This is a genomic window from Pseudomonas sp. HY2-MNA-CIBAN-0224 (assembly GCF_040310285.1).
Classification (GTDB): domain Bacteria; phylum Pseudomonadota; class Gammaproteobacteria; order Pseudomonadales; family Pseudomonadaceae; genus Aquipseudomonas; species Aquipseudomonas helleri.
In genome coordinates, this window is sequence record NZ_JBEOPQ010000074.1 from 1 (window position 1) to 23,015 (window position 23,015).

Sequence of the window (23,015 nt, forward strand, 5' to 3'; positions counted from 1 at the left end):
AGGGGGGTAATCCGCGCCGGATGAGCTGATTTGACCTGAATCGGACCACCGCACTGTAGGAGCGAGCTTGCTCGCGATCTTTAAACGATCAAAAGATCGCGAGCAAGCTCGCTCCTACAGGATATTTATCGTTCCATAAATAGAACGATCTAATTCAAAATTGCCATCTAGTGATATGGGTGATGCGAATCTATAGTGATTGCCATGCATGACAGGAGGTGCAACATGAAAAACATTATGGGTCTCTACACCGCTCCACGAGGTCATTGGGTCGGCGATGGCTTCCCGGTGCGCACGTTGTTTTCCTACGACACGATGGGCAAGCACATCAGCCCGTTCCTTTTGCTGGATTACGCGGGCCCAGCCGAGTTCACGCCGACCACTGAGCGTCGTGGCGTCGGGCAACACCCGCATCGCGGATTCGAGACGGTGACCATCGTCTATAAAGGCGAAGTTGAACACCGTGACTCCACCGGAAACGGCGGGATCATCGGGCCCGGCGATGTGCAGTGGATGACGGCAGCGTCCGGCATCCTTCACGAAGAGTTCCACTCCGAGGCGTTTGCCCGCAGTGGCGGCGCTCTGGAAATGGTCCAGCTGTGGGTGAATTTGCCCGCCAAGGACAAAATGGCCGAGCCGGGTTACCAAGGGATTCTGGACCGCGAGATTCCGCAGTTGGCGCTCAAGGACAATGCCGGTACCTTGCGTTTGATTGCCGGTGAGTTCGACGGCACACGTGGCCCGGCGCGTACGTTCACAGATATCGATGTGTGGGATATACGCCTGAACGCGGGCAAGTCGGCAACCTTCGACCTGCCTGCGGGCCGTAACTCGGCGCTGGTTGTGCTGCACGGCACGGTCGAGGTCAATGGCGCGCAAGCGGTGGGCGAAGGTCAACTGGCGCTGTTCGAACGTGAAGGCACGCAGGTAAAACTGCACGCCAGTCACGATGCCGTGTTGTTGATTCTCAGCGGTGAGCCGATCGACGAGCCCATCGTTGGTCACGGGCCGTTTGTGATGAACAGCGAGGCTGAGATTCATCAGGCGTTCAGGGACTTCCAGTCGGGCAAGTTTGGCCGGATGTAACTCAGGATCTTGTAGCCGCTGACGAGGTACGAAGGCTGCGATGGGTTGCGCAGCGACCCCAATCGGCGGTCCTGCGGCCCGCATCGCAGCCTTCGTGCCTCGTCAGCGACTACAGGGTTTTTTGTAACAGCTCGCGAAATTGCGCCAGGGGCACCGGCCTGCTGTGCAGATAGCCCTGGTACAAATGGCAGTCCAGTGTTTGCAGGTACGTCAACTGCGCCAGTTGCTCAACACCTTCTGCCACCACGGTCAGGCCGAGGCTGTGAGCCATGGCGGCGATGGCGCGGATAATCTCCGCATCGTTAGGGTCCTGGATCGCGTCACGCACAAACGACTGGTCAATTTTCAGGGTGTCGACCGGCAAGCGCTTGAGGTGGGTCAGGGAAGAATAGCCCGTGCCGAAGTCGTCCATGGCAAAGCTGGCGCCCAGGGCGATCAACTGGTGCATTTTTTCGATGGTGTCTTCCAGGTTTTGAATCACGATGCCTTCGGTAACTTCCAGTTTGAGCATCGAGTAGGGCAGGTGGTGATTCAACAGGCTGCGTTGGACCCGCTCAACAAAGTCGCTCTGCAAAAATTGCCGTGGGCTGATGTTGACGCACAGGCTGAAACCCTCCGGGTCGAGCAGGCCTTCTTTGAGCAGTTCGCTGAAAGCACGGCACGCCTCATCGAGCACCCAAGTGCCCGCTTCCAGAATCAGACCGCTGTCTTCGAGAATTTTAATGAACTCGCTGGGTGACTGCGGCCCCAGCTCCGGGTGCGTCCAGCGCAACAAGGCTTCAGCACCAACGATGCGGTTGTTGCGGGCGTCGACTTGCGGTTGAAAGTGCAGGCTGAATTCGCTGCGAGCCAGCGCCTGGCGCAAATCGCTTTCCATGCGCATGCGCTGGCTGGCAGCGGTCTGCATTTCAAAGTGAAACAGTTGTGTGGTGTTGCGCCCGGCATCCTTGGCCCGGTACAGCGCAATGTCGGCGCGCTTGAGCAGGTCGGCCGGGTTGGCGCCATGGTCGGGAATCAGCGCGATACCAATGCTGGGCGTCACTTGCAGGCGCTGGCCGTCGAGGAACATTGGCTCGGCGAGTAATTGGCGAATAGTGTCGGCGATATGGCACACCGCTTCAGTGACCTCTTGCTGCGAGCCTTTAAGCCCGGTCAGCAGCACCACGAATTCATCACCACCCAAACGGGCCACGGTGTCTTCGCTGCGCACGCTGGCTTCCAGGCGCGCGGTGATGATTCGCAACACCGAATCACCCACCGGATGCCCCAGTGAGTCGTTGATGTGCTTGAAGTGATCAAGGTCCAGAAACAACAGCGCGCCGCGCAAATCATGGCGCTTGAGCAGTGAAGTCTGCTGGCTCAGGCGGTCCATCAGCAGGGCGCGGTTCGGCAGGTTGGTCAAAGGGTCGTGGTAGGCAAGATGCCGGACTTGCGCCTGGGCGCTTTTCAATTGGCTGATGTCGCGGGCGGTCAGCAGCAGGCAGGGCGCCTCTTTCAGGGTAATCAGTTCAATCGAAATTTCGACCGTGAGCGGGCTGCCGTTCTTGGCCCGGCCAAGCACTTCGCGGTTGCTGATGCGGCCCTTTTCACGCAGTTCATCAAGCAGCGCCTGACGCTTCGAACTGTCGCCCCAAATCCCCAGTTCATACGGGCTGCGACCGATCACTTCGTCGCTGCTGTAGCCAGTCAGCCGGGTGAAGCCGTCATTGACTTCAAGGTATCGGCCGCTCACCAGTTCGCTGATGGTGATGGCGTCAGGGCTTGAGTGAAAAGCCTTGGCAAATTTTTCTTCGCTGGCCTTGAGCGCGGCTTCAGCCCGCTGTTGCTGGGTAATGTCGCGCAGGGTGGTGACGATGCACGGCTGGCCATTGACTTCGATGTGACGGCTGGACAGCACGCAGGTCAGCGGTTCGCCATTTTTATGGTGCAAGGTTAACGCCGGGTTGGTCTGTGCCGGGGCGCGGATAATGCGCTGTAACTGGCGCAGGTGCTGGGCGCTGGCATCGGTCAGGGCGCTGCTGGTGTCTGCGCCTTCTTGCAGGTCGGCCACGGTCCAGCCAAACGTCTGGGTGAAGCTGGTGTTGATTTCGATGAAGTGCGCGCTGTCTGCGAGCATCACGCATATGGGGTCGGGGCTGGTCTGGAAGACACTGGCAAACTTTTCTTCTGAGGCGCTCAGGCGCTGTTCGCGTTCCACCTGGTCGGTGATGTCGAGCAGGGTGCCGGCCATGCGCAGGGGTTTGTCCGCTGCATCGCGGTACAGCCGGGCACGGCTTTCCAGGTAACGCGAGGCGCCGTGCGCCAGCGGTACGCGGTAGGTCAGTTGGTAATTACCGGCCGGGCCTTCGCGCAGCGAGCGGTAGGCATTGCGCATGTTGAAGCGTTCTTCTTCGGGCACGCCTTCAAAAAACGCATCAAATGATTCGTTGAAAGGCTCTGCGGGCAAACCATGCAACTGCGCGGCGCGGGCTGAGCCATACAGGCGGCCGGTGGGGATGTGCCAGTCCCAGGTGCCCAGTTGCGCCGAGTCGAGTGCAAGGTCCAGGCGTTCCTGGCTTTCAATCAGCGCTTGCTCGGCTTCTTTGCGTAGTCGGTTGTCGACGAAGGTGCTGATCAGGTACGCCTCGCCCTCCAGTTCGACTTTTTGCGCGCTCAGCATGCCTTCATGGTAGTGGCCGTGACGGTCGGCCAATTGCACTTCGAGGGTGATCGGGGCGTTCTGTTGGCTGATGGCCTTGGTGAATTGCAGGCGCTGCGCCGGGTCGGGCCAGATGCCCAGCTCAACCGTGGTGCGGCCAATGGCTTCGGCGGCGGTCCAGCCCAGCTGGCTTTCGAAGCTATGGTTGGCCTCGCTGATCAGGCCGTCTTCGATGCGCACCAGCAAGACCATGTGCGGTGACAACTGAAACAGCGTCGAAAAACGTTGCTCTGAACTGTTCAGCGCTTGCTGGCGCTGACGCTGCAGGCTGCCATCAGGCCAGCGCACCCGGTAATGAATGGGTTTCAGTAATTGCTTGCCGTTGATAACCGCCTCGAAAGCCTGTTGGGCCTTGGGCCAGTCATCAAAGGGCAGGGTGGCCAATTGCTGAAGATTGCCGGGCAGTGCCAGGGCTGAGTCAAAGCCAAAAAACTTGTGCGCTCCATTTGACCAATGCAAGTCGCCGCTCTTGAGTTCCCAGCACCAGGCGCCCAGTTGGGCTGCGTTCATGGCCGTGAGCAGTTGTGTGGCACTCAGCGCGTGATTGTCCAAGGCTGACAGGTCGATATCAGACGCATCAGGGGCAGGTTGCAGCGCATCCGTGGGGTTTGACATTAACTGCATTCCTTGGGCTGAAAATCTTGAAAACGATCCATGCCTGAACCAGTGTTTTCAGGGTTGCTCAGTGTGCAGCGTGTCGACTTGGGCATCCAGCAGTGTCATGAAAGCGTGTGCGGCGTTCGACAAAGTTCTTTCGGTGTGCACGATATAGCCTAGTTGACGTGTCAGTTGTATGCCCGGCAAGGCGATTGAAGCCACTTGTTCATCGAGCATGGTGCGCGGCAACACGCTCCATGCCAGGCCGATGGACACCATCATCTTGATGGTTTCCAGGTAGTTGGTGCTCATGGCGATATTGGGCGTGAGGCCCTGGCCTTCGAACAGGCGCTGCACGATATGGTGAGTAAAGGTGTTGCCCCCCGGAAACACCGCCGGGTGGTGGGCAATGTCCGACATGCTCACGCTGGTTTGTTGAGTCAGGCTGTGCTCGGGCGCCACCACGAAATCCAGCGGGTCGTCCCACACCGGCACCGCGCGAATCAGCGAGTGAGGTTCCGGCGCCAAGGTGATAACCGCCAATTCGGCGCGGCCATGGAGAATTTCTTCGTAGGCAACTTCTGAATCCAGGAACTGAATATCCAGCGCAACCTTGGGATAAGTACGTGTGAACTCACGCAGCAACGGCGGCAAGCGGTGCAGGCCGATATGGTGACTGGTGGCCAGGGTCAGGCGTCCGCTGACCTCACCATTAAGGTTGTTGAGCGCCCGCCGGGTGTCATCCAGCACGTTGAGAATCTGGTAGGCGCGTGGCAGCAACGCCCGGCCCGCCTCGGTCAAACTGACCTCGCGACCCAGCCGGTCAAACAGTCGCAGCTTGAGTTGCTGCTCAATGCTGGCGATGCGTTTGCTGATCGCGGGCTGGGTTAAAAACAACCGTTCGGCGGCGCCAGAGAAGCTTCCGGTTTCTGCAATGGCGATGAAAGCGTTGAGATTCGCGAGATCCATCTAGGTGAATTCCTGTTGGTTATCCAAAGCATAAAAAATATGAATTTGAGTTATTCACTGTAACCTCATAGCATCGACCTCACAAGCCAAGTGGTTATTGGCATAGAAAGTAGCTGATGAGGAAACCGTCTGATGGCCGGCAAAACGCTCTACGACAAGCTCTGGGATTCGCATTTGGTCAAACAGCGCGACGATGGTTCGGCGCTGATCTACATCGACCGTCATATCATTCACGAAGTGACGTCGCCGCAAGCCTTTGAAGGCCTGCGTCTGGCCGGGCGCAAGCCTTGGCGCATCGATGCCAATATCGCGACCCCGGACCACAACGTACCGACCACGCCAGAGCGCAAGGGCGGGATCGAAGCGATCGCTGACCAGGTTTCCCGTTTGCAGGTGCAAACCCTCGACGACAACTGCGACGAGTACGGCATCACCGAATTCAAGATGAACGACGTCCGCCAGGGCATCGTGCACGTGATTGGCCCGGAGCAGGGCGCCACCTTGCCGGGCATGACCGTCGTTTGCGGCGACTCGCACACCTCGACCCACGGCGCGTTTGGCGCATTGGCTCACGGTATCGGCACCTCCGAGGTTGAGCATGTGCTCGCCACGCAGTGCCTGGTCGCGAAAAAAATGAAGAACATGCTGGTCTTGGTCGAAGGGCAATTGCCGTTCGGCGTGACCGCCAAAGACATCGTGTTGGCCGTCATTGGCAAAATCGGCACCGCTGGCGGCAATGGCCACGCCATCGAGTTTGCCGGTAGCGCGATTCGCGACCTGTCGGTAGAAGGCCGTATGACCATCTGCAACATGTCGATTGAAGCCGGTGCCCGTGTGGGCCTGGTGGCTGCCGACGAAAAAACCGTGGCATACGTCAAGGGTCGTCCGTTTGCACCTAAAGGCGCTGAATGGGACTTGGCCGTAGAAGCCTGGAAAGACCTGGTGTCGGATGCCGACGCCACGTTCGACACCGTGGTTGAACTCGATGCTGCCCAGATCAAGCCGCAGGTGAGCTGGGGTACTTCGCCAGAAATGGTCTTGGCCGTGGATCAGAACGTGCCGGATCCGGCGCAGGAAGCTGACTTGGTCAAGCGTGGCTCGATTGAGCGTGCCTTGAAGTACATGGGCTTGAACGCCAATCAGGCGATCACCGACATCCTGCTGGACCGCGTGTTCATTGGTTCGTGCACCAACTCGCGGATCGAAGACTTGCGCGCTGCGGCAGTGATTGCCAAAGGCCGCAAAGTGGCTTCGACCATCAAGCAAGCGATTGTGGTTCCAGGTTCGGGCCTGGTTAAAGAGCAGGCCGAGGCTGAAGGCCTGGACAAAATCTTCCTCGAAGCCGGTTTTGAATGGCGTGAGCCAGGCTGCTCGATGTGTCTGGCGATGAACCCGGACCGCCTGGAGTCGGGCGAGCACTGCGCTTCGACCTCCAACCGCAACTTCGAAGGGCGTCAGGGTGCCGGTGGTCGTACTCACCTGGTGAGCCCGGCCATGGCCGCCGCCGCCGCAGTAAACGGTCGCTTTATCGACGTCCGTGAATTGATTTAAGGAGCGCAGCATGAAAGCTTTTACCCAGCACACCGGGCTTGTCGCACCTTTGGATCGCGCCAACGTCGACACCGACCAGATCATCCCGAAGCAGTTTTTGAAGTCGATCAAACGCACCGGGTTTGGTCCGAACCTGTTTGACGAGTGGCGCTACCTGGACGTGGGTCAGCCTTACCAGGACAACTCCAAGCGCCCCTTGAACAAGGACTTCGTGCTCAACGCCGAGCGCTATCAGGGCGCCAGCGTGTTGTTGGCCCGTGAAAACTTCGGTTGCGGCTCCAGCCGTGAACACGCCCCTTGGGCCCTGGAAGAGTACGGCTTTCGCAGCATCATCGCGCCGAGCTACGCCGACATCTTCTTCAACAACAGCTTCAAAAACGGCCTGTTGCCGATTATTTTGAGCGACGCTGAAGTGGACGAGCTGTTTGCTCAGGTTGAAGCGACGCCGGGTTATCAGCTCAACATCGACCTGCAAGCCCAGACCGTGACCCGTCCAGACGGCAAAGTGTTGAACTTTGAGATCGATGCGTTCCGCAAGCATTGCCTGCTCAACGGCCTGGATGACATCGGCTTGACCTTGCAGGACAGCGATTCGATTGCAGCGTTTGAAAGCAAGCACCGCGCAAGCCAGCCATGGTTGTTCCGTGACGCTTGATAAGCGTATTTTTTGAAGTGTGGGAGCGGGCTTGCTCGCGAGGATAAACCCCGGTTTGTCTCTTGAACCGAGGCGCCTGAATCGCGAGCAAGCCCGCTCCCACGGTTTTTTTAAAATTTTCAGGATGCGCCTGCGGGGGCATCAACCGACAAGACAGAGGAACACATGAGCAAGCAGATTCTGATTCTCCCAGGCGACGGTATTGGCCCAGAAATCATGGCTCAGGCAGTTAAAGTGCTTGAACTGGCCAATGACAAGTTTCAGCTCGGCTTTGAGCTGACTCACGACGTGATCGGCGGCGCAGCCATCGACCAGCACGGCGTGCCGCTGGCTGACGAGACCCTGGAACGTGCTCGTGCTGCTGACGCTGTGTTGCTGGGCGCCGTGGGTGGCCCGAAGTGGGACACCATCGAGCGTGACATTCGCCCTGAGCGCGGCCTGTTGAAAATCCGTTCGCAACTGGGCCTGTTCGGTAACCTGCGCCCGGCCATTTTGTACCCGCAACTGGCGGATGCATCGAGCCTCAAGCCTGAAATCGTTGCAGGCCTGGACATCCTGATCGTTCGTGAGCTCACGGGCGGTATCTACTTCGGCGCGCCGCGCGGCACCCGCGAGCTGGAAAACGGCGAGCGTCAGTCGTATGACACGCTGCCGTACAGCGAAAGCGAAATCCGCCGCATTGCCCGCGTCGGTTTCGACATGGCCCGTGTGCGTGGTAAAAAGCTGTGTTCGGTCGACAAAGCCAACGTATTGGCCTCCAGCCAACTGTGGCGTGAAGTGGTCGAGCAAGTGGCCAAGGACTACCCGGACGTAGAACTGAGCCATATGTATGTCGACAACGCGGCGATGCAACTGGTGCGTGCACCCAAGCAGTTCGACGTGATCGTCACCGACAACATGTTCGGCGACATCCTGTCTGACGAAGCCTCGATGCTCACCGGCTCCATCGGCATGCTGCCGTCGGCCTCGCTGGATGCCAACAACAAAGGCATGTACGAGCCGTGCCACGGTTCAGCGCCGGACATCGCCGGCAAAGGCATTGCCAACCCGCTGGCGACCATTTTGTCGGTGTCGATGATGCTGCGTTACAGCTTCAACCAGCAAGCTGCCGCCGACGCCATCGAGCAGGCCGTGAGCCTGGTTTTGGACCAGGGACTGCGTACCGGTGACATCTGGTCGACCGGTTGCACGAAGGTCGGTACACAGGAAATGGGCGATGCAGTAGTCGCGGCGCTACAGAATCTGTAATCTCTCGGGCCCGTTACTTCCTGTTGGTGGAAGTAACGACCCCACTTTTTGTTAAAGGTGTAGTTGCGATGAAACGTGTAGGTCTTGTCGGTTGGCGCGGTATGGTTGGTTCCGTGCTCATGCAGCGGATGCTGGAAGAGCAGGATTTCGATCTTATTGAGCCGGTGTTTTTCACTACCTCCAATGTCGGTGGGCAGGGTCCTTCCGTGGGCAAAGACATTGCCCCGCTGAAGGATGCTTACAGCATTGAAGAGTTAAAAACCCTCGATGTGATTCTGACCTGCCAGGGCGGCGACTACACCAATGAGGTGTTCCCAAAGCTGCGTGAGGCGGGTTGGCAAGGTTACTGGATCGATGCGGCGTCGAGCCTGCGCATGCAGGATGACGCGGTCATTATTCTGGATCCGGTCAACCGCAAGGTCATCGACCAGCAGCTGGATGCAGGCACCAAGAACTACATCGGTGGCAACTGCACCGTCAGCTTGATGCTGATGGGCCTGGGCGGTCTGTTCGAAGCCGGTCTGGTCGAGTGGATGAGCGCCATGACTTATCAGGCGGCTTCCGGTGCCGGTGCGCAGAACATGCGTGAGCTGATCAAGCAGATGGGTGCAACCCACGCTGCGGTCGCCGATCAACTGGCTGACCCGGCCAGCGCCATCCTCGATATCGACCGCCGTGTGGCTGAAGCCATGCGCAGCGATGCCTACCCGACCGAAAACTTCGGCGTGCCATTGGCTGGCAGCTTGATCCCGTGGATCGACAAAGAACTGCCAAATGGCCAGAGCCGCGAAGAGTGGAAAGCGCAAGCTGAAACCAACAAGATCCTGGGTCGCTTCAAAAACCCGGTTCCGGTTGACGGTATCTGCGTACGTATCGGTGCGATGCGTTGCCACAGCCAGGCCTTGACCATCAAGCTGAACAAAGATGTGCCAATCGCGGACATCGAAGGCTTGATCAGCCAGCATAACCCGTGGGTCAAGCTGGTGCCGAACCAGCGTGAAATCAGCATGCAAGAGCTGAGCCCGACCAAGGTTACAGGCACCCTGAACGTGCCGGTTGGCCGTCTGCGCAAGCTGAACATGGGTTCGCAGTTCCTTGGTGCATTCACCGTGGGCGACCAGTTGCTGTGGGGTGCGGCTGAGCCGTTGCGCCGCATGCTGCGGATTCTGCTGGAGCGTTAATCGCCCCGGTTGCAATCAAAACCCGCGTCTCGCAAGGGCCGCGGGTTTTTTTATCCCTACGCTATTGTTATCCATGGCGCTACAGAGCGCTGTCCGTTGCCTCCACCGGTGGCTCCCGGTACAGTGCCGCTCCCCACGTTTCGCCTGAGGTAGACACATGAACCAGTCCTTTGATATCGCCGTCGTCGGCGCCACCGGCACTGTCGGCGAAACACTTGTGCAAATCCTTGAAGAGCGCGACTTCCCGGTTGCCAACTTGCATCTGCTGGCCAGTAGCGAGTCGGCCGGCAGTTCGGTGCCTTTTCGGGGTAAAAACGTTCGAGTGCGTGAAGTCGACGAATTCGACTTCAGCAAAGCCAAGCTCGTATTTTTTGCCGCTGGCCCTGCCGTGACCTTGAGCTTTGCCGCCAAGGCCCGTGCGGCCGGTTGCAGCGTGATCGATTTGTCCGGCGCATTGCCAACTGACGAGGCCCCGCAAATTGTGCCTGAGTCCAATGGGCATATCCTGGCCGGGCTCGCGCAGCCGTTCCAGATCAGCAGCCCAAGCCCTTCGGCCACCGCTCTGGCGGTAGTGCTGGCGCCACTGCGCGAGTTGCTGGACTTGCAGCGCGTCACGGTCACCGCCTGCCTGGCGGTCTCGGCCCAAGGTCGCGAAGCGGTGTCTGAATTGGCTCGCCAAACCACGTCACTGCTGAACATGCACCCGCTGGAAACCCGTTTTTTCGACCGCCAGATGGCGTTTAACCTGCTTGCGCAGGTGGGCAAGCCGGATGAGCAGGGCCATGTACCGCTGGAAAAACGCCTGGTCACCGAGCTGCGTGAAGTGCTCGGCATGCCGGGCCTGAAAGTTTCCGTGACGTGCATTCAAGCTCCGGTATTTTTTGGCGATAGCTATAGTGTGTCGTTACAACTGGCTGCGCCGGTTGACCTGCAGGCCGTCAATGCTGCGCTTGAAGCCGGTGAGGGGATTGAGTGGGTAGAGGCCGATGACTACCCGACAGCCGTAGGCGATGCGGTGGGGCAGGACGTGGTGTATGTCGGCCGCGTTCGCCACGGTGTCGATGACGCCAGTGAACTAAATCTGTGGCTGGCGTCAGATAACGTACGCAAAGGTGCGGCATTGAACGCCGTACAACTGGCTGAGTTGTTGATAAAAGACCCACTGTAAAAGATACTTGGCGTCGCTATTTGGCGGGTTTGCCGAGGCGGCGTCGCAGTCAAGCTGCTGTCAGGGCTTACAGATTCAATGAGGCAATGCGCGGGCCGATGACAGCCCTCGCATGTCGTCAGGCAGCAGCTTTACAGGTCTCGTGGGACGAGGCCTGTACCAATAAGGAAGAGGCTATGGTTCAGGTTCGCAAATTAGTGTTAGCAATAGCCGCCGCTTCGGCGCTGTCATCCGGTATGGCGCAGGCACTTGGGCTCGGCGAGCTGACCCTGAAGTCGACGCAGAACCAGCCGCTGCTGGCCGAGATCGAGCTGCTGGACGTCAAGGACCTGAGCGCTGCCGAAGTAGTGCCAAGCTTGGCCCCGGCAGACGAATTTACCAAAGCCGGGGTGCCGCATCCGGCGTATCTGAACGACCTGCGCTTTACCCCGGTGATCAATCCCAATGGCAAGAGCGTGTTGCGGGTAACCTCCAGCCAACCGTTGTCGGAACCTTTCGTAAAATTTCTGGTGCAAGTCATGTGGCCCAATGGCCGCTTGATGCGTGACTACAGCGTCCTGCTGGACCCTGCTAAATATTCGCCACAAACCGCAGCCGCCGCGGCGACAGCTCCGGCTAGCGCAGCCAGCACTGCCGGCGGGGAAGCAGGGCAATACACCACGTCTGCTCGTGACACCTTGTGGGAAATTGCCGCCAAGGCGCGCAATGGCGGTTCGGTGCAGCAAACCATGCTGGCGATTCAGGCGCTCAACCCCGATGCCTTTATCGGCGGTAACATCAACCGCCTGAAAACCGGCCAGGTGCTGCGTTTGCCGACGGCGGCGCAAAGTGTCGAGTTGGCCCAGTCCAAGGCTGTTGCCGAAGTCGCGACGCAAAACGCTGACTGGCGCAGTGGTCGGCGTACCGCGCCACGCGCTCAGCAGCTGGATGCCACCGCGCGCAAACCGGCAGCCACGGCGCAACCCAAAGCTGAAGTCAAAGATGGCTTGAGCCTGGTTGCAGGGCAGGCGGGCAAGGGCGCGGGCAGCGACGCCAAGAATGTCAGCGACAAGCTGGCGATGACCCAGGAAAGCCTCGACAGCAGCCGTCGTCAAAGTGCCGAGTTGCAAAGCCGGGTACAAGACCTGCAAAGCCAGGTCGACAAGTTGCAACGCTTGATCGAATTGAAAAACAACCAGCTGGCCAAGTTGCAGGGCGAAGCTCCCGCGCCGCTCGACGCCAGCGCTGCGTTGCCAGCCAGCCTGGTAGGCGAGGCAGCCGATACACCTGAAGACGACATTGCTCCGGCCACTGAAGGGGCGCCGGCAACCGCTGTAGCACCGGCACCGGGCGATACGCCCAGTGATGAGCGCAAGATCCAGGACCTGCTCGCCAGCCCGATGCTGACGGCCGCCGTGGGTGGTGCAGCGGTCTTGTTACTGTTGCTCTTGTTGCTGTTGCTGGTACGTCGGCGCAAGGCCCAGCAAGCGGCCGAGCGCCATGCGCGTATGGCGCGGGCGCTGGAAGAAGAACCAGAGTTTGCGGCAGACTTCGACCTGCCAGAAAGCAGCTTTGAAGGCATTGAAGTGGCATCGCCGAGCGTTCATCTGGACGCCGCTCCAGCGCCTGCACCAGCACCAGCACCCGCGCCGACCCCGGCTCCGGCCGCAGTGGTCGCACCTGTCGCGCCGGTGGCTGTACCCGCCAAGTCAGGCGCTGAAGTACTGGTTGAAGCGGAGCAATTGATTCAGCAGCACCAGTTCCATGAAGCGGCCGGGTTGCTCGAAAGTGCCATCAGCCACGCACCGCAGCGCAGCGACCTGCGTTTGAAATTGATGCAGGTCTATGGCGAGTTGGGCGAGCGTGAAGCCTTTATCGCGCAAGAGCGGCAACTGGTTGCCAATGGCAAAAACTACGCCGAAGTGGCGCAGCTCAAGGTGCGTTACCCGGCCATGGCTGCGGTGGCGGCAGGGATTGTCGCGGCAGCGGTGGCTTCGCAGTTCCAGGCTGATTTTGTCAAAGAAATGATGCGCGACGACCGCGTTGTCGAGCCTGAGCCCGAACTCAAGCCGGCACCCGTGGTGACACCACCGGCCGAAGAGTTTGACCACGACTTTGACTTGAGTCTCGATGATCTGGAAGCGGTCTCGCCGACCCAGGTATCACCCGAGCAGGGTCTTGATGACCTGGTTGATGCGAACGAGCAGAGCTTCGATGCGGTGCTTCAGCAGCAGGCTGAAGCCCAGGCAGCGCTGGACAAGGCAGCAGATTTTGACCTCGACCTGCCGGATGACTTTGATTTGTCCCTGGCAGAAGAAGCGCCAGCGGTACCAGACGTGCCGGACAGCTTCTCGATGGAACTGGACAAGGTAAACGCTGAGTTACAGCGCTTGTCCCAGAGCCTGGAAGAGCCAGCGATGGCCGAGCCGTTTGCTGGAGCTGTAGCGGGCGCTGACGAAGAACCGGAGTTCGACTTCCTGTCGGGCGCCGATGAAGCCGCGACCAAGCTTGACCTGGCCCAGGCTTACATCGACATGGGTGACGACGAAGGCGCACGTGACATCCTGACCGAAGTCATGGGCGAGGGCAGTCCGGAGCAACAGGCCGAGGCCATCGAACTGCTCTCCCGCCTGGCCTGACCCCTCCTGTAGGAGCGAGCTTGCCTCGCGATCTTTTAAAAAGATCAAAATATCGCGAGGGAAGCTCGCTCCTACAGCGCTCATTTTGCTCACGCCGGTCATTTGATTCATGGCGTCTTCGCGGGTGGGCCTTATAATGGCCGCCTTTGCGTTTATGAGCAGGCTGTAACTCCTTGGCAAATATAGATAACCCGGCAGCCGAAATGGCCGCCGAAGGCTTTTTCCGCATCGCCCTGGGCGTGGAATATAAAGGTTCACGCTACAGCGGCTGGCAACGTCAGGCCAATGGCGTGCTGACAGTTCAGGAAACCCTGGAAAACGCGCTGTCAAAAGTCGCCGACTCGCCGGTGTCGTTGATGTGCGCCGGGCGCACTGACGCCGGGGTGCATGCCTGCGGGCAGGTGGTGCACTTTGATACCCAGGCTGAACGTTCAATGAAGGCGTGGGTCATGGGCGCCAATATCAATTTGCCCCACGACATCAGTGTCAGTTGGGCCAAGGTGATGCCGGCGAACTTCCATGCACGCTTCAAGGCAATCGCCCGGCGTTATCGCTATGTGATCTACAACGATCCTATTCGTCCCGCGCATCTCAACCAGGAAGTCACCTGGAACCACCGCCCGCTGGACGTCGAGCGCATGGCTCAAGCCGCGCAATACCTGCTTGGTGTGCACGACTTCAGTGCCTTCCGTGCCGGGCAATGCCAGGCTAAATCGCCGATCAAAGAGCTGCATCACCTGCGTGTGACGCGCCACGGGCAGATGATCGTGCTGGATATCCGCGCCAGCGCCTTTTTGCACCACATGGTGCGCAATATTGCCGGCGTGCTGATGACCATCGGTTCTGGCGAGCGTCCGGTGGAATGGATCAAAGAAGTGCTGGAGAGCCGTGAGCGTCGCTCAGGCGGCGTGACGGCGCATCCTTACGGGCTGTATCTGGTGCAGGTGGAATACCGCGACGAGTTCCCGTTGCCCGAGCGTTACATTGGCCCACATTTCTTGACCGGTTTTAGCGAACTCGACGGCTGACGCACGGGTAAGCATTTGTTAACATCCGGCACTTTCACGCTCGTGCTCAGGGGTATCGCTAACATGTCAGCCGTTCGCAGCAAGATCTGCGGGATTACCCGCATAGATGACGCACTGGCCGCCGTGGCCGCCGGGGCTGATGCGATTGGCTTTGTGTTTTACGCCAAAAGCCCGCGAGCGGTGACTGCCGCGCAGGCGCGGGCCATCATTGCCGCGCTGCCGCCGTTTGTGACCACCGTGGGCCTGTTTGTGAATGCCAGCGCCTGTGAGCTGAACGAAACGCTGGACGCTGTGCCGCTGGACTTGCTGCAATTTCACGGCGATGAAACCCCGGAGCAGTGCGAGGGCTATCACCGGCCTTACATCAAGGCACTGCGGGTCAAAGCCGGGGACGACATTGCTGCGGCGTGTGCAGCTTACGCCTCGGCCAGCGGTATTTTGCTCGATACCTACGTTGAGGGCGTGCCGGGTGGAACCGGGCAGGCCTTTGACTGGTCTCTGATACCTCAAGGGTTAAGCAAGCCGATTATTTTGGCTGGTGGCCTGTCCGTGCAGAACGTGGCGCAAGCCATTGCTCAGGTGCAGCCTTACGCTGTTGACGTCAGCGGTGGGGTAGAAAAGAGCAAAGGCATCAAGGATCACGATAAGATTCGGGCCTTTATGCAGGCTGTACGCGCAACAAACTGATACTCGATGTGACGGTTGGCAGCCTGCCACCGTCCATCATTACCGCTCAGTGATACGGGTGGGCCCGGTGACAAGACGGGCAGAAATTAAAGCGCCAACCGCTTCAGGGCGTGTTGTCGGGAAGGCTGAGGGTTGAAAGGGATGCGCTGGTTTGCCATGGCTGACCGCTGTTCCCGGACAATCATCGCCACACACTTATTGAATTAAGCTCAAGGGCATACACGGGGCCTGAACCGCAGTGTTCAGGTCGCCGGTACTGGAGAAAAAAAGCATGAGCAACTGGTTGGTAGACAAGCTGATTCCTTCGATCATGCGTTCCGAGGTCAAAAAGAGCTCGGTACCTGAAGGCCTGTGGCACAAATGCCCGTCTTGTGACGCTGTGCTTTACCGTCCAGAGCTGGAAAAGACCCTGGACGTTTGCCCCAAGTGCAATCACCACATGCGCATCGACGCACGTGCACGCATCAATATCTTCCTGGACGCTGACGGTCGCAACGAATTGGGCGCTGATCTGGAGCCTGTAGACCGCCTCAAGTTCCGCGACAGCAAAAAGTACAAGGACCGCATCGTCGGCGCGCAAAAGCAGACCGGCGAAAAAGACGCCCTGGTGTCCATGAGCGGTACTCTGCTGGGCATGCCGATTGTGGTGTCGGCGTTTGAGTTCTCCTTCATGGGTGGCTCGATGGGTGCCATCGTTGGTGAGCGCTTTGTTCGTGCCGCCAACTACGCCCTCGAAAACCGCTGCCCAATGGTCTGCTTCTCCGCTTCCGGCGGTGCGCGTATGCAAGAAGCGCTGATCTCTCTGATGCAAATGGCCAAGACCTCTGCGGTACTGGCGCGTCTGCGTGAAGAAGGCATTCCGTTTATCTCGGTATTGACTGACCCGGTGTACGGCGGTGTTTCGGCCAGTCTGGCGATGTTGGGTGACGTGATCGTAGCTGAGCCAAAAGCGCTGATCGGTTTCGCCGGTCCGCGAGTGATTGAGCAAACCGTTCGCGAAAAACTGCCTGAAGGCTTCCAGCGCAGCGAATTCCTGCTGGAGCATGGCGCCATTGACCTGATTATTTCGCGTCAGGAACTGCGTCCGCGCCTAGGTAACCTGTTGGCACAAATGATGGGCCTGCCAACACCTGAGTTTGTGGCTGTGCCTGTTGAAACCGTCGTTGTCCCACCGGCACCTGCAAACCTATGACCCAGCGCACCCTTGGCGAGTGGCTCGCCTATCTTGAACAGTTGCATCCGGCTGCCATCGACATGGGGCTGGACCGCGCACGAGAGGTAACGAACCGCATGGGCTTGCAAAAGCCCGCGCCATGGGTGGTGACAGTCACTGGCACCAACGGCAAAGGTTCGACCTGTGCATTCGTTGCCTCGTTGCTGCGTGCACAAGGGCTCAAGGTCGGGGTCTACAACTCGCCGCATCTGCTGCGCTACAACGAGCGTGTGCAGATCGACGGAGTTGAGGTCTCGGACTCGCAGCTGTGCGAAGCCTTTGAGGCGTTGAACGCCGGTCGCGGGGAAACATCCCTGACCTACTTTGAGATGGGTACGCTGGCTGCGTTCTGGCTGTTCGAGCGCGCGCAACTGGATGTTGTGGTGCTAGAAGTCGGGCTGGGCGGGAGGCTGGATGCGGTCAACCTGGTTGATGCTGACATGGCGTTGGTCACCAGCATTGGCGTCGATCATGTGGAGTACCTCGGTAATACCCGTGAATCCGTTGCCTATGAAAAGGCCGGGATTTTCCGCCAGGGCAAGCCGGCCTTGTGCGGTGATCTTGACCCGCCTCAGCCTTTGCTCGACAAAGCCAAAGAGCTGGCGTGCCCGCTGTTGCTGCGCGGGCGCGATTTTAACCTGACCATTGCCGACACGGTCTGGCATTGGCAGGGGCGTGACGCACAAGGGCAAACGCTCGAGCTGCGCGATTTACCGCTGCTGGATCTGCCCATGGAAAACGCAGCGCTGGCGCTTCAGGCCTATGCCCTGACACAGTGGCCTTGGGAACCGCAGACGGTGACCAAGGCGCTGTTGGCGACCAAGGTCACCGGGCGTCTTGACCGTCGCCAGGTCAACTGGAACGGCAAGCCGCTGAACCTGTTGCTGGATGTCGGCCATAACGGCCATGCCGCCGAGTATTTACGCAAGCGTTTGCAACAACGACCGTTGGCGGGCAAGCGTTTGGCGGTGTTTGGTCTGCTGGCAGACAAGGATCTGGATGCCGTTGTGTCGCAACTCACTGATGTCGTCGAACATTGGTCAGTCGCGCCACTGAACACCGGGCGTTCGCGCCCTGCGGCTGAGCTGCAGGCTGCGCTGCAAGCGTTGGGCGCATCGGTTACCCCGTACGACAGTGTTGATGCAGCACTTGAGGCACAGTGCGAACGGGCTGCGCCGCAAGACGAAATTTTGCTGTTCGGGTCATTTTATTGTGTCGCTCAGGCGCTTGAATGGCTGGAGCGGCGCGCCAAGGAGGAGGCTGCAAATGGCTTTGCTGGATAAGGTATTCAAGCAGCGGATGGTCGGGGCGCTGGTGCTGATCGCTCTGGCGGTGATTTTTCTGCCCATGCTGTTTTCGCGTCAGGATGAACAGCGCCAGGTTCAGGTCGACGCACCGACGGCGCCTCAAGCACCCGTCATGCCTCAGGTTCAGGTAGAGCCGGTGCCGGTGCCAGAGCCGCAAGTCATTGAGCAGGAGCCGGAACTGCCGGTCGAGCAAGCTGTGGTTGCCCCGCCGGTCAGCAAACCGGTAGCGCCCGCGAAACCGCCTGCCGTAACGCCAGCGCAAGCGGTGGCGCAGCCGCCAGCCAAGCTCGACACCACGCAAAAGCGCGTAGACCCTAACGGTTTGCCCATCAGTTGGTCGATCCAGTTGGTGAGTCTGTCCAATCGTGCAAGCGCCGATAACTTGCAAAAAACCCTTCGTAATCAAGGTTATAACGCTTACGTTCGATCGTCTGGCGGGATGAATCGGGTTTTTGTAGGGCCGTTGCTGGAGCGTGCAGAGGCCGATCGGATGCGTGACATTCTCGACAAGCAGCAAAATCTCAAGGGTTTTGTGGTGCGCTTCCAGCCTGAGCGTGGCTAAGCGCATAAAAAGGTTGGGTCTGATAGCCAATGCACTGATAAATCGCCTGACTTGAGAGGCGGCGCTCTGCTAAAATGCGCCGCCTTATCTGTCTGTAGACTGAACTGTGCCATTTACCTGGGTTGACTGGGCGATCGTTGCAATCATCGCCATTTCTGCATTGATCAGCTTGAAGCGCGGCTTCGTAAAAGAAGCGCTGTCGCTGTGCACCTGGATCATTGCCGGGGTTGTCGCCTGGATGTTCGGCGGTTCGCTGTCACAGTACCTCGCCGGGTACATCGAAACACCTTCCGCCCGCATCATTGCCGGGTGCACCATCATGTTTGTCGCCACCTTGCTGGTAGGCGCAATGATCAACTTTCTTATCGGCGAACTGATTCGCGTCACCGGGTTGTCCGGGACCGATCGTTTTCTCGGCATGGCCTTTGGCGCTGCGCGTGGCGCGTTGCTGGTGGTCGTGGGGGTCGGGCTCTTGAGCCTGGGGCCGGTGCAGCAAGACTCGTGGTGGCAGGAGTCCAGGCTCATGCCACAATTTCTATTGGTTGCCGATTGGTCGAAAAACCTCATTTTGGGGTGGAGTAGCCAATGGTTGGCCAGCGGTATCAGCGCACCTGCTGATCTACCGTTCAAGGAGCACCTCTTGCCGGCTATCCAGCCCAAGTGAGCGGTGTTCAGTTCAGATCCATTAAGTAGGGGTTGCGTCGCATGTGTGGCATCGTCGGTATCGTCGGTAAGTCGAACGTCAATCAGGCGCTGTATGACGCGCTAACCGTCCTCCAGCACCGCGGCCAGGATGCTGCCGGTATTGTAACCAGCCATAACGGCCGGTTATTCCTGCGCAAGGACAACGGGTTGGTGCGGGATGTGTTTCATCAGCGCCACATGCAGCGCCTGGTTGGTAACGTGGGCATCGGCCATGTGCGTTATCCAACAGCAGGTAGCTCGACTTCAGCAGAGGCACAGCCGTTTTACGTCAACTCGCCATATGGCATCACCTTGGCGCACAACGGCAACCTGACCAACGTTGAACAGCTGGCCAAGGAGATTTACGAATCTGACTTGCGTCACGTCAACACCAACTCGGACTCGGAAGTCCTGCTCAACGTCTTCGCCCATGAATTGGCGCAGCGTGGCAAGTTGCAGCCGACCGAAGAAGACGTTTTCGCCGCCGTGACTGACGTGCACAACCGTTGCCGCGGTGGTTATGCCGTGGTGGCGATGATCACCGGTTACGGTATCGTCGGTTTCCGCGATCCTAACGGCATCCGCCCGATCGTGTTCGGCCAGCGTCATACCGACGAAGGCGTCGAATACATGATCGCTTCCGAAAGCGTATCGCTCGACGTGCTGGGCTTTACCCTGATTCGCGACCTGGCACCGGGCGAAGCGGTCTACATCACTGAAGACGGCAAGCTGCACACACGTCAGTGCGCGGTCAACCCGCAACTGACCCCGTGCATCTTCGAGCACGTGTACCTGGCGCGCCCGGACTCGATCATCGACGGCGTTTCGGTATACAAAGCCCGTCTGCGCATGGGCGAAAAGCTGGCCGAGAAGATCCTGCGCGAGCGTCCAGACCACGACATCGACGTGGTCATCCCGATTCCGGACACCAGCCGTACCGCTGCGCTGGAGCTGGCGAACCACCTTGGCGTCAAGTTCCGCGAAGGCTTCGTTAAAAACCGATACATCGGCCGTACCTTCATCATGCCGGGCCAGGCTGCACGTAAAAAATCCGTGCGCCAGAAGCTGAACGCCATCGAACTGGAGTTCCGTGGCAAGAACGTGATGCTGGTCGATGACTCGATCGTACGTGGCACCACCTGCAAGCAGATCATTCAGATGGCCCGTGAAGCGGGTGCGAAGAATGTTTACTTCTGCTCAGCAGCCCCGGCTGTTCGCTACCCGAACGTGTACGGCATCGACATGCCAAGCGCCCATGAACTGATTGCCCACAACCGTACCACCCAGGACGTGGCTGACCTGATCGGCGCTGACTGGCTGATCTATCAAGACCTGCCAGACCTGATCGAAGCGGTCGGTGGCGGCAAGATCAAGATCGAGAAGTTTGACTGCGCGGTGTTTGACGGCAAGTACGTGACCGGCGACATTGACGAGAACTATCTGGACCGCATCGAGCGTGCGCGCAATGATGCCTCCAAGGTGATTGCTCAAGGCGTCGGTGCAACGATAGGCTTGTACAACAACTAAGCTTCAACATACCGGCCCTGATGGGCCGGTTTGCATTGTTCTTACTTAAAAGCATTTATATACAAGGCAAGGAGTGGGCAGCATGAGTCAGGATTGGGATGCCGGTCGGCTGGACAGCGACCTCGAGGGCGTAGCGTTCGACACCTTGGCTGTGCGTGCTGGCCAGCACCGTTCGCCAGAAGGCGAGCACGGTGATGCAATGTACCTGACCTCCAGCTACGTGTTCCGCACGGCTGCCGATGCGGCGGCGCGGTTCTCGGGTGAGGTTCCAGGCAACGTTTATTCGCGTTACACCAACCCCACCGTGCGTGCGTTCGAAGAGCGTATCGCGGCATTGGAAGGGGCAGAGCAAGCCGTTGCCACAGCAACCGGCATGGCCGCCATATTGTCGGTGGTGATGAGTCTGTGCAGCGCTGGAGACCACGTGCTGGTTTCGCGCAGCGTCTTTGGTTCGACCATCAGCCTGTTCGAAAAATACTTCAAGCGCTTTGGCATTGAGGTGGACTACGTGCCGCTGGCTGAACTGCAAGGGTGGGACGCGGCGATCAAGCCGAACACCAAATTGCTGTTTGTAGAGTCGCCGTCCAACCCCTTGGCAGAGCTGGTAGACATCACCGCGCTGGCAGAAATTGCCCATGCCAAGGGTGCGCTGCTGGTGGTCGACAACTGCTTCTGCACGCCAGCCTTGCAGCAGCCGGTCAAGTTGGGCGCTGACATTGTTGTGCATTCGGCGACCAAGTTCATCGACGGCCAGGGCCGTTGCATGGGCGGCGTCGTGGCGGGGCGCAGCGAACTGATGAAAGAAGTCGTCGGCTTTCTGCGCACTGCCGGGCCGACCCTGAGCCCGTTCAACGCCTGGATCTTCCTCAAAGGTCTGGAAACCCTCAACCTGCGTATGCGCGCACACTGCGCCAGCGCCTTGGCCCTGGCCGAGTGGCTGGAGCAGCAGGACGGCGTCGAGAACGTTCACTACGCGGGCCTCAAGAGCCACCCGCAGCACGCGTTGGCCCAGCGCCAGCAGCGCGGCTTCGGTGCAGTGGTCAGCTTTGAAGTCAAAGGTGGCAAAGAGGGCGCCTGGCGCTTTATCGACGCCACGCGGCTGATTTCCATCACCGCCAACCTGGGTGACAGCAAAACCACCATCACTCATCCGGCGACCACCTCCCACGGTCGTCTGGCGCCACAAGAGCGCGAAGCGGCCGGCATTCGTGACAGCCTGATCCGCATTGCGGTCGGCCTGGAAGACGTAGCTGACCTGCAAGCCGACCTGTCGCGAGGCTTGGCCGTACTGTGACCGAATGGGCGCTTGAATCAACGATTGAGGGCAATGGCCGTGTAGCACTGGTGACCGGTGCTGCACGCGGCATTGGCCTGGGGATTGCGGCGTGGTTGATCAGTGAAGGTTGGCAAGTGGTGCTGACCGATATTGACCGTGCGCGTGGCTCCAAAGTGGTCAAGGCGCTGGGCGACAGCGCCTGGTTCGTGGCCATGGACGTGTCGGTCGAGGCCGACGTGATTCAGTGCGTGGCCCAAGTGTTGGGGCAGTTCGGGCGTCTCGATGCGTTGGTCTCCAACGCCGCGATTGCCGATCCGCACAACATGACCCTTGAAAGCCTCGATCTGGATCACTGGAACCGCGTACTGGCCGTCAACCTGACCGGGCCGATGCTGTTGGCCAAGCACTGCGCGCCTTATTTGCGCGCGCATTGCGGTTCGATCGTCAACCTGGCGTCCACCCGCGCCCGCCAGTCAGAGCCAGACACCGAGGCTTACGTGGCGAGTAAGGGCGGGTTGTTGGCGTTGACCCATGCGCTGGCCATCAGCCTTGGGCCGGAGATCCGCGTCAATGCTGTCAGCCCGGGCTGGATCGACGCACGTGACCCATCTGTGCGTCGCGCTGAGCCGTTAACCGACGCCGATCACGCGCAGCACCCGGCTGGCCGGGTAGGGACCGTTGAAGACGTAGCTGCGATGGTCGCCTGGTTGCTGTCGCGCAATGCCGGTTTTGTCACCGGGCAGGAATTTGTCGTGGACGGTGGCATGAGCAAGAAAATGGTTTATGACGAGTAACTGAGTTTTTTTGCTTTTTTTGAAAAAAACTCAACCTTGTCCTTGACTTAGCTTCAATACCTGCGTAAATTTCGCGGCCTCAACGAAGCAAAGGGTGATTAGCTCAGCTGGGAGAGCATCTGCCTTACAAGCAGAGGGTCGGCGGTTCGATCCCGTCATCACCCAC

The 23,015-nt window shown here is 59.2% G+C and carries 18 protein-coding genes and 1 tRNA gene; 17 read left to right on the forward strand and 2 right to left on the reverse strand.

Annotated elements, in window-relative coordinates; all coding sequences use genetic code 11:
* Positions 1–225: 225 nt before the first annotated feature.
* Positions 226–1,086: a pirin family protein gene (locus tag AAEZ03_RS22950; RefSeq protein WP_350581830.1), complete on the forward strand. Its 861-nt coding sequence runs from the start codon at positions 226–228 to the stop codon at positions 1,084–1,086.
* A gap of 109 nt (positions 1,087–1,195) precedes the next feature.
* Here AAEZ03_RS22950 and AAEZ03_RS22955 read toward each other — a convergent pair whose 3' ends face one another.
* Together AAEZ03_RS22955 and AAEZ03_RS22960 are read right to left on the reverse strand one after the other, a co-directional pair.
* On the reverse strand, positions 1,196–4,399 hold the full coding sequence (locus tag AAEZ03_RS22955) for an EAL domain-containing protein (RefSeq protein ID WP_350581832.1): 3,204 nt from the start codon (positions 4,397–4,399) through the stop codon (positions 1,196–1,198).
* A gap of 57 nt (positions 4,400–4,456) precedes the next feature.
* Positions 4,457–5,350, reverse strand: coding sequence for a LysR family transcriptional regulator (locus AAEZ03_RS22960; protein ID WP_048388443.1), 894 nt, complete (start codon positions 5,348–5,350; stop codon positions 4,457–4,459).
* 132 nt (positions 5,351–5,482) lie between these two features.
* Here AAEZ03_RS22960 and leuC point away from each other — a divergent pair, with 132 nt between their 5' ends.
* From leuC to AAEZ03_RS23040, 16 genes are all read left to right on the forward strand, one after another.
* Entirely contained in the window at positions 5,483–6,901 is a 1,419-nt protein-coding gene (gene leuC, locus AAEZ03_RS22965; RefSeq protein ID WP_350581833.1) for a 3-isopropylmalate dehydratase large subunit, read from the forward strand.
* A 10-nt stretch (positions 6,902–6,911) separates the two neighbouring features.
* A complete protein-coding gene (gene leuD / locus AAEZ03_RS22970; RefSeq protein WP_048369008.1) occupies positions 6,912–7,556 on the forward strand; it encodes a 3-isopropylmalate dehydratase small subunit in 645 nt (214 codons plus the stop codon).
* A gap of 165 nt (positions 7,557–7,721) precedes the next feature.
* The gene (leuB, locus tag AAEZ03_RS22975; protein ID WP_278941254.1) at positions 7,722–8,804 is read left to right on the forward strand and encodes a 3-isopropylmalate dehydrogenase; all 1,083 of its coding nucleotides are present in this window, start codon (positions 7,722–7,724) and stop codon (positions 8,802–8,804) included.
* Between the two features lie 68 nt (positions 8,805–8,872).
* Positions 8,873–9,985, forward strand: a complete 1,113-nt coding sequence (gene asd, locus AAEZ03_RS22980; RefSeq protein ID WP_048369010.1) for an aspartate-semialdehyde dehydrogenase — start codon at positions 8,873–8,875, stop codon at positions 9,983–9,985.
* A 157-nt stretch (positions 9,986–10,142) separates the two neighbouring features.
* Positions 10,143–11,153, forward strand: a complete 1,011-nt coding sequence (locus AAEZ03_RS22985) for an aspartate-semialdehyde dehydrogenase (RefSeq protein WP_350581834.1) — start codon at positions 10,143–10,145, stop codon at positions 11,151–11,153.
* A 176-nt stretch (positions 11,154–11,329) separates the two neighbouring features.
* Positions 11,330–13,771, forward strand: coding sequence for a motility hub landmark protein FimV (locus AAEZ03_RS22990; RefSeq protein WP_350581835.1), 2,442 nt, complete (start codon positions 11,330–11,332; stop codon positions 13,769–13,771).
* Positions 13,772–13,974: 203 nt separating this feature from the next.
* A complete protein-coding gene (gene truA, locus AAEZ03_RS22995; protein ID WP_350581840.1) occupies positions 13,975–14,799 on the forward strand; it encodes a tRNA pseudouridine(38-40) synthase TruA in 825 nt (274 codons plus the stop codon).
* Positions 14,800–14,862: 63 nt separating this feature from the next.
* On the forward strand, positions 14,863–15,486 hold the full coding sequence (locus tag AAEZ03_RS23000; protein ID WP_123748709.1) for a phosphoribosylanthranilate isomerase: 624 nt from the start codon (positions 14,863–14,865) through the stop codon (positions 15,484–15,486).
* Positions 15,487–15,757: 271 nt separating this feature from the next.
* Complete coding sequence (gene accD, locus AAEZ03_RS23005; protein ID WP_048369015.1) at positions 15,758–16,678, forward strand: acetyl-CoA carboxylase, carboxyltransferase subunit beta; 921 nt, start codon at positions 15,758–15,760, stop codon at positions 16,676–16,678.
* Positions 16,675–17,982, forward strand: coding sequence for a bifunctional tetrahydrofolate synthase/dihydrofolate synthase (folC, locus tag AAEZ03_RS23010; RefSeq protein WP_350581836.1), 1,308 nt, complete (start codon positions 16,675–16,677; stop codon positions 17,980–17,982). Before accD ends, folC begins: the two co-directional genes overlap by 4 nt.
* Positions 17,966–18,568 carry an SPOR domain-containing protein gene (locus AAEZ03_RS23015; RefSeq protein WP_350581837.1) on the forward strand — a complete coding sequence of 201 codons (603 nt, stop codon included), beginning with the start codon at positions 17,966–17,968 and terminating at the stop codon, positions 18,566–18,568. The genes folC and AAEZ03_RS23015 overlap by 17 nt, the downstream gene beginning before the upstream one ends.
* A 106-nt stretch (positions 18,569–18,674) precedes the next feature.
* Entirely contained in the window at positions 18,675–19,232 is a 558-nt protein-coding gene (locus tag AAEZ03_RS23020) for a CvpA family protein (RefSeq protein ID WP_282364663.1), read from the forward strand.
* Positions 19,233–19,273: 41 nt separating this feature from the next.
* The gene (purF, locus tag AAEZ03_RS23025) at positions 19,274–20,779 is read left to right on the forward strand and encodes an amidophosphoribosyltransferase (RefSeq protein WP_048369019.1); all 1,506 of its coding nucleotides are present in this window, start codon (positions 19,274–19,276) and stop codon (positions 20,777–20,779) included.
* An 82-nt stretch (positions 20,780–20,861) separates the two neighbouring features.
* A complete protein-coding gene (locus tag AAEZ03_RS23030) occupies positions 20,862–22,073 on the forward strand; it encodes an O-succinylhomoserine sulfhydrylase (RefSeq protein WP_048388465.1) in 1,212 nt (403 codons plus the stop codon).
* Positions 22,070–22,849 carry an SDR family oxidoreductase gene (locus AAEZ03_RS23035; protein ID WP_350581838.1) on the forward strand — a complete coding sequence of 260 codons (780 nt, stop codon included), beginning with the start codon at positions 22,070–22,072 and terminating at the stop codon, positions 22,847–22,849. The genes AAEZ03_RS23030 and AAEZ03_RS23035 overlap by 4 nt, the downstream gene beginning before the upstream one ends.
* A gap of 92 nt (positions 22,850–22,941) precedes the next feature.
* Positions 22,942–23,014: transfer RNA gene (locus AAEZ03_RS23040), tRNA-Val, on the forward strand.
* Position 23,015: the final 1 nt, after the last annotated feature.